The sequence below is a fragment of the Trichocoleus desertorum ATA4-8-CV12 genome (genome assembly GCA_019358975.1).
Lineage (GTDB): Bacteria > Cyanobacteriota > Cyanobacteriia > FACHB-46 > FACHB-46 > Trichocoleus > Trichocoleus desertorum_A.
The window spans coordinates 38,148-54,795 of the sequence record JAHHIL010000006.1 but is presented as its reverse complement, the minus strand read 5'-3'; the positions used below and the strand labels follow the sequence as shown (position 1 = coordinate 54,795).

The 16,648-nt window shown below is 49.6% G+C and carries 14 protein-coding genes; 9 read left to right on the top strand and 5 right to left on the bottom strand.

The window, feature by feature from the left end; genetic code table 11:
• Position 1: 1 nt before the first annotated feature.
• Complete coding sequence (gene tsaE, locus KME12_07955) at positions 2-532, bottom strand: tRNA (adenosine(37)-N6)-threonylcarbamoyltransferase complex ATPase subunit type 1 TsaE (protein ID MBW4487709.1); 531 nt, start codon at positions 530-532, stop codon at positions 2-4.
• Between the two features lie 24 nt (positions 533-556).
• A complete protein-coding gene (locus KME12_07950; GenBank protein ID MBW4487708.1) occupies positions 557-1,924 on the bottom strand; it encodes a YvcK family protein in 1,368 nt (455 codons plus the stop codon).
• A 528-nt stretch (positions 1,925-2,452) separates the two neighbouring features.
• Here KME12_07950 and KME12_07945 point away from each other — a divergent pair.
• From KME12_07945 to KME12_07935, 3 genes are all read left to right on the top strand, one after another.
• On the top strand, positions 2,453-3,235 hold the full coding sequence (locus KME12_07945) for an ABC transporter ATP-binding protein (GenBank protein ID MBW4487707.1): 783 nt from the start codon (positions 2,453-2,455) through the stop codon (positions 3,233-3,235).
• Positions 3,236-3,299: 64 nt separating this feature from the next.
• Entirely contained in the window at positions 3,300-4,610 is a 1,311-nt protein-coding gene (locus KME12_07940; protein ID MBW4487706.1) for an MCE family protein, read from the top strand.
• A gap of 38 nt (positions 4,611-4,648) precedes the next feature.
• The gene (locus KME12_07935; GenBank protein MBW4487705.1) at positions 4,649-5,296 is read left to right on the top strand and encodes a cadmium resistance transporter; all 648 of its coding nucleotides are present in this window, start codon (positions 4,649-4,651) and stop codon (positions 5,294-5,296) included.
• Between the two features lie 63 nt (positions 5,297-5,359).
• On the opposite strand, the gene KME12_07930 is transcribed toward KME12_07935, so the two are convergent.
• Positions 5,360-5,653, bottom strand: coding sequence for a DUF3288 family protein (locus KME12_07930; protein MBW4487704.1), 294 nt, complete (start codon positions 5,651-5,653; stop codon positions 5,360-5,362).
• A 427-nt stretch (positions 5,654-6,080) separates the two neighbouring features.
• On the opposite strand from KME12_07930, the gene KME12_07925 reads away from it, so the two are divergent.
• Together KME12_07925 and KME12_07920 are read left to right on the top strand one after the other, a co-directional pair.
• A complete protein-coding gene (locus KME12_07925; GenBank protein MBW4487703.1) occupies positions 6,081-6,635 on the top strand; it encodes a hypothetical protein in 555 nt (184 codons plus the stop codon).
• A gap of 54 nt (positions 6,636-6,689) precedes the next feature.
• Entirely contained in the window at positions 6,690-8,621 is a 1,932-nt protein-coding gene (locus tag KME12_07920) for a penicillin-binding protein 2 (GenBank protein MBW4487702.1), read from the top strand.
• Positions 8,622-8,884: 263 nt separating this feature from the next.
• Here KME12_07920 and KME12_07915 read toward each other — a convergent pair whose 3' ends face one another.
• Complete coding sequence (locus KME12_07915; GenBank protein ID MBW4487701.1) at positions 8,885-10,957, bottom strand: thioredoxin domain-containing protein; 2,073 nt, start codon at positions 10,955-10,957, stop codon at positions 8,885-8,887.
• 169 nt (positions 10,958-11,126) lie between these two features.
• Here KME12_07915 and KME12_07910 point away from each other — a divergent pair, with 169 nt between their 5' ends.
• From KME12_07910 to clpP, 3 genes are all read left to right on the top strand, one after another.
• Positions 11,127-11,579 carry a DUF29 domain-containing protein gene (locus KME12_07910; protein ID MBW4487700.1) on the top strand — a complete coding sequence of 151 codons (453 nt, stop codon included), beginning with the start codon at positions 11,127-11,129 and terminating at the stop codon, positions 11,577-11,579.
• 98 nt (positions 11,580-11,677) lie between these two features.
• Positions 11,678-13,660 carry a pentapeptide repeat-containing protein gene (locus KME12_07905; GenBank protein MBW4487699.1) on the top strand — a complete coding sequence of 661 codons (1,983 nt, stop codon included), beginning with the start codon at positions 11,678-11,680 and terminating at the stop codon, positions 13,658-13,660.
• 77 nt (positions 13,661-13,737) lie between these two features.
• Entirely contained in the window at positions 13,738-14,367 is a 630-nt protein-coding gene (gene clpP / locus KME12_07900) for an ATP-dependent Clp endopeptidase proteolytic subunit ClpP (GenBank protein ID MBW4487698.1), read from the top strand.
• 45 nt (positions 14,368-14,412) lie between these two features.
• Here clpP and KME12_07895 read toward each other — a convergent pair whose 3' ends face one another.
• On the bottom strand, positions 14,413-15,555 hold the full coding sequence (locus KME12_07895; GenBank protein ID MBW4487697.1) for a hypothetical protein: 1,143 nt from the start codon (positions 15,553-15,555) through the stop codon (positions 14,413-14,415).
• Positions 15,556-15,768: 213 nt separating this feature from the next.
• Between KME12_07895 and KME12_07890 the strand changes: the two genes are divergently transcribed.
• Complete coding sequence (locus tag KME12_07890) at positions 15,769-16,503, top strand: DUF475 domain-containing protein (protein ID MBW4487696.1); 735 nt, start codon at positions 15,769-15,771, stop codon at positions 16,501-16,503.
• Positions 16,504-16,648 lie beyond the last annotated feature (145 nt).

Sequence of the window (16,648 nt, the reverse complement as noted above, 5' to 3'; positions counted from 1 at the left end):
GCTAACCTACCGCTAAATTTTGCAGGAACTCTAGGTCAAACTCACCTACACCGATTAACTCAACGTAGCGTCCAGAAAAGACTGGTGGATTGGCGATCGCTTCGTTACCCACTTTGCCGCCTCCAGCCCCGCTTTGGTAGCGCAAATGCACCTGCAAGTAAGATTCTGGCAAATAAGGCAATCGTTCGGCCCACTCAATCGCCATAATACCCAGGGGGTAGTCGATTCCCTCCCAATAACTCTCTAAATTGAGGGGTGCAACTTCGGTAGATTGCAAGCGATACAAGTCTAGGTGGTAGAGTGGCAACCGACCTTCCATGTACTCATTAATGAGCGTAAAGGTAGGGCTATCTATGGTGTCTGCAATGCCTAAACCTGCCCCCAAACCTTGAACCAAAGTAGTTTTGCCACTGCCCAAATCACCTTCTAGCAGGAGGGTACTACCAGCAGGTAAGGCTTGCCCTAACGTCAAGCCAAGCGATCGCGTAGCGGCGGCATCCGGGAGGACGAACGTAAGAGACTCAACTGCCATGAGAACCCGCTCACTAGAGAAGCGCTACAAACTGTGTGTGCGAGTGTACCAGCGAAACAGGATTTGAGCCAAGCGTTGGGAATTGTGCCGCACGAGTCCGGTGCGTTCATCTTCGTCCATGACATTGGCAAGGACAATCCGACAGCCCAGCATTTTTACGGTCTGGCGATCGAGTGCAACTGGCTCAGAATCTTCTTGAGCATAGCGAATCAAGGCGTGAGCCGAAGGGATTTTGCTTTGCACCAGCACCGCATCAAACAGCCGTTGCCCACAAGCCGCATCGATCGCCTGAATATGATCCGCTACGCTGTAGCCTTGGGTTTCTCCCGGTTGCGTCATGATATTGCAGACGTAAATGCGGGGTACCTTGCGCTGAGCGATCGCGTCGGCAATTTCGGGGACTAGCAAATTGGGAATAACGCTGGTGTAAAGGCTACCTGGGCCAATAATGATGTAGTCTGCTTCCCGGATAGCTTGCAATACACGGGGTAACGCAGGCGGGTTTTCTGGGGTACAACCAATTTTGACGATGCTGCCTTGGGCGGCGGTAATGCTAGATTCGCCCTCAATCCGACGGCCATCGGCTAATTCGGCCCATAGGCGCACATCACTCAGCGTTGCGGGTAAAACTCGACCCCGTACCGCCAAAACTTCAGAACTGGCGGCGATCGCTTGCTCCAAGTTCCCCGTGATGTCATTCATTGCCGTTAAGAACAAGTTGCCAAAGCTGTGTCCTGTGAGTCCATCGCCAGCCCGGAACCGATACTGAAATAGCTCCGTCACCAATCTCTCTTCGTCAGCTAAAGCAGCGAGACAGTTGCGAATATCTCCGGGAGGCAACACCCCAATTTCACGACGCAAGCGGCCTGAGGAACCACCATCATCTGCTACAGTCACGATCGCAGTAATGTTGGCACTATAGGTTTTCATGCCTCGCAGCAAGGTAGAGAGGCCCGTGCCGCCCCCCACCGTGACAATTTTGGGACCGCGATTGAGACGACGGTGATTGAGTAGTACATCGACTAACTCTTCATCTCCTTCTGGCATCAGTACCTCGGTGATAGAACCGAGCGTTCGGGTTTGCCCCCACAAAATTAGCAACAGGCCAAAGATGATTACCAACGGCCCGCTAATGTAGCTAGGAATAATTTCTGTAATAAATTCTAGAAAGTTCTGGACTAGCTGAATCAAGGTGAAAACTGGGGTTAGCTTAATCCAGATGGCTAGGCCTAAGCTGGTTAGGAGAACACCTCCGGCACTCAGCAGTAACCAGCGTTTAACGAATAATCCAGGTGCTAACCACTTGAACCAGCGGCTAACTCGCAAAGGCGTGCGCTGGCGAGATTCCTGCGTCAGGGCATTTAGGGCTTGTTTTAATAAACCAATTGTCATTGCTGAGCGAGGAGGTAAAACATCTGGATAGGTAAATATGCAGCAACCGCTTCTGACTCTAACAGCACAACTACACTTCTAGAAGCGATTTGACTGTAGGGGAGACCCGAAAGTTGCTACTTTGTCTTTAAGAATGAGTCTTCAGAATTGGGTGGCCCTTAGGTAGAGCGATTTTGATAGATGCTATTTCGCTCCAAGCAGTACTGACGTGAGTCAGCATCAACTTGTAAACTCATATCGTTACTGCCTATCTTAGAGGCTGAGATTGCAAGACAGAACCGTCGTCTATGAATTGCTGTTGATCAGGCACCAGCAGGCGATCTGAGGTTTATAGGCGTTGCCCCTCAATGAAAGCGATCGCCAGAAGTTGGCTACAGTAGGAATCTGGATTACTTAAATTGAACTTGAAGCTAAAAGTACAAACTGAGACATAGGTTTGACAAACGTTACTAAATTCCCTGCCAGAACTTCCCCGGACATCCTATGGCTGAGCCACTGACAGAACTTAAAGACGCTAATTTGAACTCCATGGCTGAGCCACTGATTGAACTGAAAGGAGTGTCTAAAACATTTGGCAAAAATGTGGTGTTGGATAATGCAGATCTAACCATTCATCGCGGAGAAGCCCTAGCCATTATTGGCCCTTCTGGAACTGGCAAGTCAACGATCTTGCGAATTATTGCGGGGTTGTTGGCACCAGATGCAGGCGAAGTTTATGTGCAAGGACAACGACGGCAAGGATTGATTGAAGACAGCGCTGACCCGATTGGGATTGGCATGGTATTTCAGCAAGCCGCTTTGTTCGACTCCCTAACGGTGGCAGAGAATGTGGGTTTCCTGCTGTACGAGCATTCCAATTTATCGCGACGACGCATTCGCGAGTTAGTCAATCAAAAATTGGAAATGGTAGGTCTCGCTGGGATTGGCGATCGCTTACCTGCCGAGCTTTCTGGAGGGATGCGCAAACGGGTGAGTTTTGCCCGTGCCATTATGGCAAATCCAGACAATCCAGATGGTTCCCCAGAAGTCCTCCTCTACGACGAACCCACAGCGGGACTAGACCCGATTGCCTCGACAGTGATTGAAGATTTAGTGCGGCAACTACAGAGCGTACAAGGTGGCTGTAGCTCCTACGCTATGGTGACCCACCAAGATAGTACGATTCGCCGGACTGCCGATCGGATTGTGTTTCTTTACCAAGGTAAAGTGCAGTGGCAAGGCACAGTCAATGATATTGATACTACAGATCACCCTTTAGTTCGACAATTTTTTAGTGGCAGTGTAGAAGGACCGATCCAGGTGATTGGTTAAGTGGTTTTTCCTGGAGACACTTAGTTCTACGCCCATTTGACGAAGTACCAACGAGGCACGAGGCATGCGCACCAGAACCGTTCGAGAAGGCTCAGTCGGCTTACTAATTTTGTTAGGTCTGGGTCTATTTGGAGCGTTGATTCTTTGGCTCCGAGGTCTCAGTGTGGGAAATCGTACTTACCAGGTTATTGTCGAATTTACCAATGTAGCTGGGTTGCAGGAAGGAGCCCCAGTCAGGTATCGAGGCGTGGTGATTGGCAAAATCGAAGGAGTACGGCCAGGACCCAACGGTGTAGATGTCCTCTTGCAGATTTCCTCGTCCGATCTTGTCATTCCTAGCGATGTGATTGTCGAGGCGAATCAATCTGGTTTGATTAGTGAAACGTCGATTGATATTACACCGCGTAAAATTTTACCCCAAGGGGCGATCGCGGCTAGACCCTTGGCTGCTAACTGCGATCCAGCAGTGATCGTCTGCGATGGCTCTCGGCTCAAAGGTCAAATTGGCATTAGCGTTGATGAACTAATTCGTGCCAGCATCAGGTTTGCTGCCCTGTATAGTGATCCTACGTTTTTCACAAATGTCAACGCTGCTGCTAAAAATACTGCGGAGGCGGCAGCGGCGGTGTCGCAGTTGTCTAAAGAAGTGGCAGTTCTCAGCCAATCAACTCAAGCAAACTTAAACACGGTTTCTGCTTCAGCAGTCACTACGGCTGCTGCCCTTAGCGAAGCGGCTACCCAGGTGGGTCTAACGGCCAACCAAGTCAGCGGCTTAGTGACTAGCAATCGCAACACACTAGCCGAAACCCTGAGCACAATTCAGCAGACCAGTGAACAACTTCAAGTAACGGTGCAGGGCTTTAGCCCAGTATTAAGCCGATTTGAGCAAAGCACTCTGCTGAATAATTTGGAAGCCCTCTCGCTGAATGCTATCCAAGCTTCCGCCAACTTGCGGGATGTCTCTCAATCGCTCAACAATCCTACGAATGTTCTTGTGTTGCAGCAAACTCTAGATTCGGCGCGCGCGACCTTTCAGAATGCTCAAAAAATTACCGCTGATCTGGATGAGTTGACGGGAGATCCAGCCTTCCGTGACAATCTGCGCAACTTAATTAATGGATTAAGTGGCTTGGTTTCTTCCACAGAACAATTGCAACGGCAAGCACAACTCGCTCAGGTGTTAGCGCCCCTTTCTACCTCAGTGCCTGCTTCAGATCAGCAAAACCAGGAAGCTGTGACGCCCGCTTCGAGTGAACTGGAGGCCGATCTGAGGCGATTGATTGAAACGCCAGCTACACCTCAAGAAACAGCCAAAGCTCTAGAGCAGGTTGTCAGCCCCTTAGTAGCTCCCCAGGGGGAACAGAAGGCACCGTGACTCAGGCAGGAATTTGGGTAACCCTCACTTCGGGGGTGATGGCCTTTATCGCAACGAATCTTGATGATCTGTTGTTGCTAACCCTGTTTTTCTCGCAGGTTAACTCAACGTTCCGGAAGCGTCATGTTGTCATAGGGCAGTACCTAGGCTTTATGGTGCTGATTGTGGCGAGCTTGCCAGGGTTTTTAGGTGGCTTGGTGATTTCTTCAGCTTGGGTGGGGCTGCTAGGACTGGTCCCGATCGCCTTGGGGATCAACCAATTATGGCATCGTGACTCCGCAGCGAGTGATGGGCAGGCTATCCACCTGGTTAGTGATAGCTCAGCTAGTGGTTCTCCGGCTGCATCCCCTCAAATAGCGGCTTCTACCAGTTGGCGGAGTTTATTTAACCCCAAAATTTATGCAGTTGCGATCACCACGATCGCGAATGGGGGTGACAACATTGGCATCTATGTACCCTTGTTTGCCAGTAGCGATCGCCACGGTTTGGGGATCATACTTTCGGTGTTTTTGGGGCTGCTAGGACTTTGGTGTTTGATCGCACAATGGTTAACTCGTCACCCCTCAATCATCCAATTAATTACCCGTTATGGTAATACATTTGTTCCAATTATTTTGATTGGTTTAGGGTTTTTTATCATGTTTGAAAGGGGTACTTTCAACTTGTTTTTTCCAATCTTTAGGTAGCTAATCAGCAGGTAGCTAATCGGCAGTGTGAATCAGCCATTGCTTAGCAGCCAAACTCAGCTATTAACTCCAATCATCTCGTTGGGAGCCACGGCCCTTGTAAACCTGAGCCGCAGCATGGATGTCTCTAGTTTTGGCAAATAACTCCTCCTCGCTCAGTTGCCACTGGGCCAGAGCTTTGTCGAGGTCTGCCTGAATATCCCGTGCGCCGGGAAAGCCTTTGTAGCGAATGCGTAGCCGTGCTAGCTCAACCAAGTTATAGTCACTGGCTTCTGCTTCAATCAAGCTACTGATGACTTGGCGATCGCGACTCCATAGGGGGTGTTGCTGGTCTTTGCTTTCTGAGTTGGCGGCCATAAGATTAGGGTAGATTCGCAGGACTGTAGTCGTTATTTCAGAAAAATCTTCCTTTAGATTTATTTGAAATTCCAATTAGATAGTAGACTGAGCAATTGCATATTTATACTTCGTAATTTTATTGATTCTAGAAGCCAAACTGGAAAGTAAGGAAAACTAAAACCGTTAGGGTGAATTGAGTGGAAGTAATGAGGCTAAGATAACAGCAATTCTGCTGTGTAGCCTTAGCTGAAGACTCTACTAAGAACCTATCCACAACCTCAGAGAATAGCTAATTGCCAAAAATTGCCAAACCTGAGTGAAGGTGCGAACAGGTCTTAAGAGATCCGTAGAGTTCGGATGGCTGATGAGTGTGGGTGTATGAATTTAATTTGGCGGCACAAAACTGCTCAAACTTTGCCGCGTTGCTGCTTTAGGAGTGAGGTCTATGGCTGTTGGTCTAAAATCTAGAATTCCCCCTCGGCGTTTGCCCCCCAGTCAGCTGAGTCAAACAAGTCAAATCAGTCAAACCGTGATTTATCCGAGTGGCCCGAAAGTCACCCCGATTACGAAACTACAGCCAACCGTTGCTCCTCGTCGGGTTCAGTCTGCTAACGTTAAGCGCTTACCCAACAATCGCCAGCTACCTCTATGGTTGCGATCGCTAATTGGAGCCCAGCGTAGTTTGTCAATTTTGGCCGGGACGCTCTCCATTGCTGTGCTCTCTGTATATGGTCAGACGGTGTACTCGCAGCAGCTATGGAGCCAGGAGTATCGCAAGCTAGAAAACTTGCAGCGCAATGAGCGCCAATTGACAGCAGCCAGCGAAGTACTGAAGAATCAAATTGCCCAACAAGCAGAAACTTCTAGAGCAGGACTGGTGCCTTCTAATCCAGCAAATACAATTTTCCTGCAACCTGCGCCTCAGCGTCCTGCCCCTGTCGTTACGCCGATTGCGCCACAGGATGCAAAACCTACTGCATTTTCGCCGCTGGGCTATTAGCAGCGATCTGTATCTCCTTGCCTGACCGTGCTGTCCTGCTAATGTGTTGGATTTATGGCCTCTTCTGTTCCTCCCTCCACCCCTAACTCTCCTCAAGCTCGCCATTTGGAAGCGGGGGATGAGTCCTGGCAAGATGCCGGAGGTCGTTGGCGTTCGTTACCTCCTGTTCAGACTCAGCCTTCCCAGTTTCGGTTGGTGTTGGTATGGATTGTGTTGATGACGAGTGGGCTAGGGCTGATCGCCAATTTATTTCGTCTGCAAATTGTGGAGGCTGAGAAGCTAAAGGTTCGGGCGCAAGATCAACAAATGATTTATTTGCGACCCTTTGTTCCCCGGCGGCCTATTGTGGATCGCGGCGGCAATGTTTTAGCGATCGACCAACCTGTTTACACGCTCTACGCCCATCCTCGCTTATTTAGTGAGGCGAAAGAGGCGATCGCGGCTAAGTTGGCACCATTACTTAAGCAATCGACCGCTAAACTAACTCAGCAATTCAATCGAACTGATACTGGCATCCAGGTAGAGTACTCCCTGACTGAAGATATTGCAGATCAAATTAAAGATTTGCAGATTGATGGTGTTGAGCTGCTTCGTCATCAGCAGCGGCTCTATCCTCAACAGGACTTGTTTGCCGATGTGGTTGGCTATGTCAATCTCGATCGCAAGGGTCAAGCGGGGGTGGAATATAGCCAGCAAAAGTTATTAGAGCGCTCTGTTCAGGCTGTGCGTCTCAGTCGTACGGGCAGCGGAGCTTTAATTCCTGACCAGGTTCCTGGCGGTTTCCTGCATGTCGATGATCTACGACTCCAACTCACGCTCGATAGCCGTTTGCAACGCGCCGCTCGGTTTTCGCTCCAGCAGCAAATCAAGCAGTTTAACGGCAAGCGAGGCAGTGTCATTGTTATGGATGCGCGAGATGGTTCCTTGCTCTCGTTTGTTTCGGAGCCTTCCTATGATCCCAACCAGTATTACAAGTTCAATGTAGAGCTGTTTAAGAATTGGGCACTAACCGATCTGTACGAACCTGGGTCTACCTTTAAGCCGTTGAACGTGGCGATCGCATTAGAATCTGGGGCGATTCAACCCAATAGTGTGTTCAACGACGAAGGCCAGATTTACGTCGATGGTTGGCCGATCGCTGACTATGACTACGATTATGTTGGCGCACGAGGGCCACTGTCGATCGCTCAAATTCTACAATTCTCCAGCAACGTAGGCATGGTGCGTATTGTGCAGCAGATGCCGCCAGATATTTACTACAGTTGGTTGCAGCGCTTGGGTTTGGGGCAAACGGTCGGGATTGATTTACCGTTTGAAATCGCTGGATCTCTGAAGCCGCGATCGCAGTTTGCGAGTTCACCGATTGAGCCAGCGACAACTTCTTTTGGTCAAGGTTTTTCTCTCACTCCTATCCAGTTAGTACAGCTACATGGAGCTTTGGCCAACGGTGGTAAGTTAGTTACCCCTCATTTAGTGCGTGGCTTATTTAACACAGAAGGACAACCATATTGGCAGCCTTCTCTGCCTGCACCGCAACAAATTTTTTCGCCAGAAACTTCGCGAACCGTGCTAGCCATGATGGAATCGGTGGTGGCTCAAGGCACAGGAAAATCCGCTCAAATTCCTGGTTATCGCATTGCGGGTAAAACCGGAACCGCGCAAAAGGCACATCCGAATGGTGGCTATTATGAGCGCGCTAAAATCACTAGCTTTGTCGGCATTTTCCCCGTCGAAGCTCCGCGCTATGTGGTGGTAGCGGTAATTGATGAGCCGCAGGGAGATGATGCCTTCGGTTCTACGGTGGCAGCACCCATTGTCAAAGCGGTGATGGAAGCCTTGATTACCATCGAACGGATTCCGCCCAGTCAGCCTGTAGCGAACCAACCTTGGAATACACCGATGATGCCCACCTCGCCCGTCGCGCCTCCTGCTGGAAACATGCCTACTTCTCCTCGCCCTGTTGCCCCACCGCAACCAACTCCCTAGTTAGATGCCATGCCGTCTCACCTTGGAACTTCAGATAGAAGTGCTGGCTGAGCCAAATTTTTAACTTGAAGTAGCAATCTAAAACGCTGCAAGATTTGGTGCAGATGGTAATGGAGTCATAGGGATATGGAGTACGTGATGTATTGCTTCATGGTGTTTTCTCTCTTGGGATGGGCGCTGTGTGAGTGCTTGCTCTTTCTCTAAGTGAGAGCCTATGAGCAACTGCACACAGCGATCGCCCCTGCTTGGAACTGGTTCACGGACTAAACCGTGGTTCGCATTTGGCTTTGTAGCAGTTGTTCCCACAGTTGCTCGAAGCTGGTCGCAGGCTCTTTGCAGCTTAGCCCTTGACAGACCAAGCCAATCGCAGCAGTTGGCAAATTTGGCTCTGGGAGATAAACCGCTGTCGGCAGATATTGCAGAGCGATCTGATCTAAGTACTCGCTGGTGGTTCGCACTAGAGTTTGGTTGCGGTACCAATCGAGAGCAACAAATAAACTAGGGCAAGCCTGAGGCGCACTTTCCATAATGCTGCTGAAGGCTTGCAACCCTTGCTCCGCCCGATCGAGATACTCTAAATTCTCAGTCAGCAAAGCTAGACGAATTAGGTTCGCGATCGCTATACCATTGGCCGCAGGCGTAGCGTTGTCAGCGTAACTACGCTCCCGCACCAGCAAATCTTGACTAGCATCACTAGCCGTGTTGTAGTAGCCACCCAACTCAGGACTCCACAGGCGATCGTCGAATTCTTGTTGCACTTGTACCGCTGCTTCTAGCCAAGCCTGGGTCTCTACCGCAACTTCTCCACTTAGCCGAGATTGATGGAGATCCAGCAATGCCTTGATAAACAGGGCGTAATCTTCCGATTGAGCGGCGACGTGGGGTTGGCCGTCGTAGTTGAGGCGGTGGAATCGTCCTTCGGCCCATTGTTGTTGGCGAATAAAGTTAGCCGCCTGAGCAGCCAGTTGCAAATATTCAGGTTGATTGAACACGGTGGCAGCACGGGCCAATCCCGAGATCATCAAGCTGTTCCAAGCCGCGATCATCTTGGTATCTGTGACCGCAGGAATGCGTCCGGGCCAATTTTGGGTTTTGGCTTCCTGATTATTGCGGGCGGGGGGAAAGGTAGTAAGCGATCGCGGCTCGGCTCCGTAACGCACCTGGAACAGTTTGACGAGAGTGGCTTCTATGGTGTCACTAAGTATTCCGGGTTGGCGACGCTGCAACACATTCTGGCCCTCGAAGTTGCCATTGCGTGTCACGGTAAACTGCTGGGTCAGCTCTGCAAGTTCCTCGGCGCTCAGCAGTTGTTCGAGTTCGTTGTAGCTCCACACATAGAAAGCGCCTTCTTCGGGTTCCACTTCATCGGGGGTAGCAAAGCTATCGGCATCCTGAGCTGCATAAAAGTAACCTTGGGGCGCAGTCATTTCTCGCTTCAACCATTGCACCGTCCCCGCGATCGCCCGCTCAAATGCAGGCTCATGCATGCCCGCACTCCATAAATTCGCCAAATACTCCACAATTTGCCCGTTGTCGTAGAGCATCTTTTCAAAGTGGGGCACGGTCCAAGTGGGGTCTACGGTGTAGCGATGGAAGCCGCCGCCTACATGGTCATAAATGCCACCTAGAGCCAAGTTCAGCCCCCGTTTGGTACAAGTGTCGGTGGCGTCGTACTTCAAGTGGTCTTGAAATCGCACGGCATGCAGGGCCATATCGGCATAAGGAATCATCGGGAAACTGGGGCCGTGTCCCTCCGACGTGACTACCCCGGTGTTGTACTCCAACCCTTGCCGCAACAACTCGTCATTTAACTCTTGGCCTGGATTCAACAAGGCAGAGCTTTGCAGATGCCCCAGCAATTCTTCCTTGAGTGACTGCACTTTCTGGGGTTCGTTGTCGTAATAGCGACGGATCGCTTGCAACACCTGCATAAATCCAGGGCGACCATACCGCGCTTCGAGGGGGAAGTAGGTGCCGCCATAAAAGGGAATTAGGTCATCGGGAGCTAAGAACACATTCAAGGGCCAACCGCCTTGCCCTGTCATCATCTGCACGGTTTGCATATAGATGCTGTCCAGGTCTGGGCGCTCTTCGCGATCGACTTTGATCGGCAAGAAATTGGCGTTCATGTAGTCTGCGATCGCCGTATCAGAAAAGGCTTCTCCTTCCATGACGGTGCACCAGTGGCAACTGGAGTAGCCCACCGACAAAAAGATGGGTTTGTTGTCTCGCCGTGCTGTTTCCAAGGCTTCCTCACACCAAGGCCACCAATCAATTGGGTTCTCAGCATGTTTCCGCAAGTAGAGGCTTTGGGCTTGAGCCAGACGATTCGTCATAGGGGCTGATTCTAGAACTCAATAGGGGCATACCTTCGACAGTCTATCGCGCCTAAGCGGAGAGGGGCTGTACCCTGGGGGCGATCGCTCAACTCCATTCAGCAAAGCGATTAGAATATGAGCCAAACCCAGAGTCTGTTCACGGTAGCAGACCGTTGAGGCGTGAATTATGCAAGCACAACCAGATTGGGCATTTCTGGCAGCGAGTTCTCCTTACCAAACTGCGATCGCGGTGCAGAAGCTATTGCAAGAGGGCAAACCGATGGAAGCGGGCGAAGGACTCCATGCACTGATTGATTCTATGGGTAGGTCAGAAAAACGAGCGCTAAAAAGCCAACTCACTCGACTCATGAGCCATGTGATTAAGTGGAAGTGCCAACCAGAGCGGCGATCGCCAAGTTGGGCAATTACGATTCGGGATGCGCGGACAGAAATTGCTGACAGCCAAGAAGAATTCCCCAGCCTCAATCGAGATCATATTGAGTCGATTTGGCAGAAGTGCTTCGACAGAGCCATCAAAGATGCTGAGGATGAAATGGGGCTGCGGTGTTCCTTAACTTCCCTATCTTGGGCTGAAGTCTTTGAGGAAGAATACACGCTGCTAAAACCTAAAGCAGAATAACCTATCCTGATTCTCTCCAATACTTTTTATGCTATCCCTGTAGCAAAACTACTTCCCTCACTTTTCATCCTTCCTCCCTCATCCTTCATCCTTCCCCTATGGACTTCTCCGGACAAAACCTCCGAGGCCGCAGTTTCAAAGGCCAAGACCTCACCGGAGCCAACTTCAGCTACGCCGACATTCGAGGAGCAAACTTCACTAGTGCCATTTTGCAAGGGGCAAATTTTACGGGGGTCAAAGCAGGTTTACTTCCAAGTTGGAGCGCATGTTTATTTATAGTTTCAATTACCTTGTCTGTTTTAGGGCTGGGAACTTCTGTTGTTTCTGTCAACCTTTTTTCATCTGCTGATTTAGTTCACTGGTCCGAAGTCACAATGGCTTCAGACAACCCATTACGAGTAGACGTAAAATTTCCTATTCTTGAATTAGTAATTTTTGTCTTCTGCTTCACAAGCATAATGGCTGGACAATTCATTGGAGAATTTGCGGACAAAACTCAAATTTCAATGGAGCTATTTGGCTCATCTCGAATGTCCCGAATGAAGTCAAAGCTTTTAGCAAAAACATTTTTTATATGCACTTTTATTACTTGGGCAATTTTCTTCTTATCAGAAAGCTCAAAAGTTACTTATGCATTATTCTTGTGGATGATTCTAGGGCTCTTTCCGGGGCTGTGTCTTGCGGCTTTTGTAGGTCTTGTTTTCGCATATCCTATATCCTCTAGGAATGTATTGTTTGATGGTAAAAGAACAATTTTTCGAAATTCCGATTTAACTGATGCTGACTTTACAAGGGCATCACTAACATATGTTGACTTCAGGAAATCCAATTTAGTTCGTACTTGCTGGTTTCAAGCTTGGACTGTCAAAGATGCATGGATCAAGGACACGTACTTAGAAGATTTTTATTTATATCGGTTGTTGATAACAAAACAAGGCGCTAATCAAATATTTTATGACACTAAAAAGACAAGAGATATTAATCTGGAGAAAGCCGACTTAACTAGTTCCATTTTTATGGACTCAGATTTAAGTCAAGCTAATTTACGAGGAGCTGATCTTAGCAGGGCAAACCTTATTCGAACGAGACTAGATCAAGCTGACTTAACAGGTGCCCATTTAACCGGAGCCTTCATTCAAGATTGGGGTATTAAAACGACAACCAAGTTTTCTGAAGTTAAGTGTGAATATGTCTATATGCGACTACCGACGAGGGAGAATCCAGATCCATTAAGAAAGCCAGATAATAGAAATGAAGTTTTTGCAGAGGGTGATTTTGAGGATTTCATTAAACCCTTAACTGACACACTGGATTTGTATCACAATCATGGAGTTGATCCACGAGCGATCGCGATCGCTTTCAAAAACTTGGCAGAAGACAACCCAGCAGCCGAGCTAGAAATTGTCGCAATGGAGAAGCGAGGCAAAGATAAATTTTTGCTGCGGGCTAAAACTGCCCAAGGGATAGACAAGTCTGAACTCAGCCAAGCTTATTTTGAAGACTACAATCAACTCAAAGCTCTACCTGCAAATCACTTACAACTGCTGCTTGCTGAGAAGGACGATCGCATTCGCAGCTTAGAAAACATGGTAGAAACAGCTCTCAAACAGCCTAAATTTTATACAGAAAACTATCATCATCGAGGAGATGTCATGCCAGAAAATAGCGGAGTCAATATTAACGCTGGTGGCAATATTGGCGACATCAACAGTTTAGTGGGGGGTGATGTCAGCGGTGTTGTGAACCTCGGTGAAATTAGCGGTAACGTCACCAATACCATTAATCAGCTACCCGCCTCCCTACAACCTGATGAACCTGGCATCAAAGAACTGCTAGAACAACTGCACCGAGCGATCGCCAGTGCTGAAGAACTCAAGCCAGAAGACAAAGCCGAAGCGCTCAAGCAAGTGCAAGCCTTAGCCGAGGCAGGAAAAGATCCCGCAGAACCTGAGAAGAAAAATGGAGCGAAATCAGCGATCCGGTGGCTCAAGGGGATGCTAACCGAACTCGCCGAACCCAGCGCGATCGTGCAACTCTGCAAACACGTATTGCCTCAAATCGCTGGAATCTTTGGACTTTAAGCCGAAATTGAGGCGATCGCACGCTTAAACCGACCGTAACCCCACCAAAATCAGTTCAATCGGTAGAATGGGGAAAAATGCGTGGACAGGCAAACTGCATGATTCCTACCGTTATTGAACCCTCTGGACGTGGCGATCGCGCCTTTGACATCTACTCTCGGCTACTACGGGATCGGATCATCTTCTTGGGTACCGCCATCGACTCTGATGTTGCCAACCTGATCGTGGCTCAGTTGCTCCTGTTGGACGCAGAAGACCCAGAAAAAGACATTTACCTCTACATCAACTCCCCTGGTGGTTCTGTGACTGCTGGTATGGGCATTTACGACACCATCAAGCACATCCGGGCCGATGTTTCTACCATCTGTCTGGGCTTGGCAGCTAGTATGGGCGCGTTTCTCCTCAGTGCGGGCACCAAAGGCAAGCGGGTCAGCCTACCCCACTCCCGGATCATGATTCACCAACCCCTCGGTGGTGCCCAAGGTCAAGCTACTGACATCGAAATTCAGGCCAAGGAAATTCTCTACCACAAGCAACGCCTGAACGAGATGCTGGCTGAGCACACCGGACAACCTCTAGAGAAAATCGCGGAAGATACCGAGCGCGACTTCTTTATGTCAGCCCATGAGTCCAAGGAGTACGGCTTGATTGACCAAGTGATCGAGCGCCGTCCCTCTGCTCAAAACCCGATCGCTGCGGTGAACTAACGCTTCCCTTTACAAATTCCCCCCTTTTTTAGGGGGGTTGGGGGATCAAAACGGGGATTCGTTGGGAGAAGGTTGCGATCGCAAGTATTCTAAGAATTCCAACAACTCTTCGTCGGTGAGATGCTGGCGCGATCGCTTGCCATAGGTGCGTTGTAGATAGGTACGGCCTTGCACATCCGTCCAGCCTAAGCGCTTAATTTCTACACTGGTTTGGGCGATCGCTTCCGACAAATCCATCGGTTCTCGGTTGGGTTCGCGAGGTGCTGGTTCTGGTGCTATCTCGCGAGCTTTTACTGCACTTTTGCCGTTGCGCCCATTGCTACGGGGGGCAGGTTGCACTTCTGGGTGGCTAGGAACGACAGGTTCAGCGATCGCCGCCGTATCTATATCAATATCTGTATAAGAATCTCGATACGAATCTGTATAGGTTTGATCGAATAGCTCGCCAGAAAAGTCACCTGAGAAAGTAGAAGCGGGTTCTGGCGCGATCGCAGGAATTCCTAGAGGTGCTGATTCTGGTAACGGCTGAGGTCTTTGCGGTTGGGCTGAGAACTGCCTAACTTCCCGGTAGTTACCGACATCAGCCAAGCGAGGCTGAGGCGAAAACTCCCCTTCGCTTTGGTGATTAGTCATTAAGTGCACCTGCACCTCATAAGCCGAGGGAGAAGCAGGGGGCTGGGGTGGCTGGGGAGCTTGAATCCCTAATACTTCCAAAGCCCGCAATCTGGCGCGATCTTCTGCTGCTTCAATGCTGGTAGCCACTGCCATCCCTGTAGCTAAAACGTTGCCTCCCACCTGAACTGAAGCTTTGACAATATAGTTGTCTCCCCGAATGTCTAGCAAGTCAGCCGTCAAGCTGCCCATCGGATAACGAGCTTGAAACTGTGACAAAGCCAACGACTGCCCAGACCGCTCAGCTAGCGGTGCAGCATCAGGTTGATTAACATGGCTGAGTTCAAAGCGTGGGGAATTCGCAGAACCGCTTCCATTTTGATCCCTGGGGTTATGCATTGCAGCACCGGGAGTCTGATATCGCAGGGCTAAGTTAACCCCAAACACGTCCATTTTATGCGTGGTTTGCCTCAATTGCACCTTAACTTTATCTGGGTAAACTAAGTGAGTGGGTTGATGGATGTCAGGCGTTGTCTGAGAGAACTTTTGACTCGCGGTTCTATCGCACCCATTCACGGATCTGTCTGGGTGGTTTAGTGTAACCTGCAAGAGGGATCGCTGAATAGAGGGTGGTGGATAGAACCGAATCTCTAACCCAACGGGGATACGGCAGCAGATCAAGTTAAGCGCTAAGCTAAGAGAATAAGCAATAATTCTTAATAACCTGTCTGATTCGCTTGGCTTCAGCTGAAAGTATTCTCAATTGCTCACTTTTTCAAAAATCTATTAATGCTAGACCACTTGTTAAACACTCCGATGAACTTTGGGTACGACACCCTCTTGCTCCTACCAGTCTTGGTGGTGCTAGAAGCAGTCCTGTCAGCCGATAACGCGATCGCCCTGGCTGCGATCGCTCAAGGGCTGGAGGGAAGTACCTTGCAACGTCGGGCGCTTAACCTGGGTTTGGTCTGTGCCTTCGTCTTGCGGGTAGCCCTGATTCTGACAGCAACCTGGGTGACGAAGTACTGGCAATTTGAGTTGGCGGGTGCCGCCTACTTGCTGTGGCTAGTGTTTCAGTATTTCAGCACTCCAGAAGACAGTGAGAATTCTCATCATGGCCCTCGCTTTGCCACGCTTTGGCAAGCAATTCCGGTAATTGCCTTTACCGATTTAGCTTTCTCTCTAGATAGTGTGACGACAGCGATCGCGATCTCCAAAGAAACCTGGCTAGTGATTACAGGTGGCTTAATCGGAGTGATTGCTTTGCGGTTTATGGCAGGCCTGTTTATCCGCTGGTTAGACGAGTTTACACATTTGGAAGATGCAGGCTACGTTACTGTCGCTTTAGTTGGCTTGCGATTGCTGCTGCGAGTGATTAATGAAGCTTTGGTGCCGCCAGAGTGGTTGATGATTAGTTTGATCGGCCTACTGTTCCTGTGGGGTTTCTCTGAGCGAGCTGAGCCAGAGTTGGAAGTGAGTAGTGAAGTCGCTGAAGTGCGATCGCCGAGCGAAGTAAAGAAATAGCAATGTGGTAGACCTTTTGTATTCGCCCCCTCAATCCCCCAAATTTGGGGGAAGCAAGAATCTAGTTCCCCCCAGTATTGGGCAGGGCTGTTTCATGTTACAAGAGGAAAAATTGAAATGTGGTTCAACTCCCTGCACTGCCCCC

Coding starts and splice junctions, on each gene's coding strand:
- tsaE (MBW4487709.1), bottom strand. CDS start 532: ATGGCAGTTGAGTCTCTTACGTTCGTCCTCCCGGATGCCGCCGCTACG.
- KME12_07950 (MBW4487708.1), bottom strand. CDS start 1,924: ATGACAATTGGTTTATTAAAACAAGCCCTAAATGCCCTGACGCAGGAA.
- KME12_07945 (MBW4487707.1), top strand. CDS start 2,453: ATGGCTGAGCCACTGATTGAACTGAAAGGAGTGTCTAAAACATTTGGC.
- KME12_07940 (MBW4487706.1), top strand. CDS start 3,300: ATGCGCACCAGAACCGTTCGAGAAGGCTCAGTCGGCTTACTAATTTTG.
- KME12_07935 (MBW4487705.1), top strand. CDS start 4,649: ATGGCCTTTATCGCAACGAATCTTGATGATCTGTTGTTGCTAACCCTG.
- KME12_07930 (MBW4487704.1), bottom strand. CDS start 5,653: ATGGCCGCCAACTCAGAAAGCAAAGACCAGCAACACCCCCTATGGAGT.
- KME12_07925 (MBW4487703.1), top strand. CDS start 6,081: ATGGCTGTTGGTCTAAAATCTAGAATTCCCCCTCGGCGTTTGCCCCCC.
- KME12_07920 (MBW4487702.1), top strand. CDS start 6,690: ATGGCCTCTTCTGTTCCTCCCTCCACCCCTAACTCTCCTCAAGCTCGC.
- KME12_07915 (MBW4487701.1), bottom strand. CDS start 10,957: ATGACGAATCGTCTGGCTCAAGCCCAAAGCCTCTACTTGCGGAAACAT.
- KME12_07910 (MBW4487700.1), top strand. CDS start 11,127: ATGCAAGCACAACCAGATTGGGCATTTCTGGCAGCGAGTTCTCCTTAC.
- KME12_07905 (MBW4487699.1), top strand. CDS start 11,678: ATGGACTTCTCCGGACAAAACCTCCGAGGCCGCAGTTTCAAAGGCCAA.
- clpP (MBW4487698.1), top strand. CDS start 13,738: ATGCGTGGACAGGCAAACTGCATGATTCCTACCGTTATTGAACCCTCT.
- KME12_07890 (MBW4487696.1), top strand. CDS start 15,769: ATGCTAGACCACTTGTTAAACACTCCGATGAACTTTGGGTACGACACC.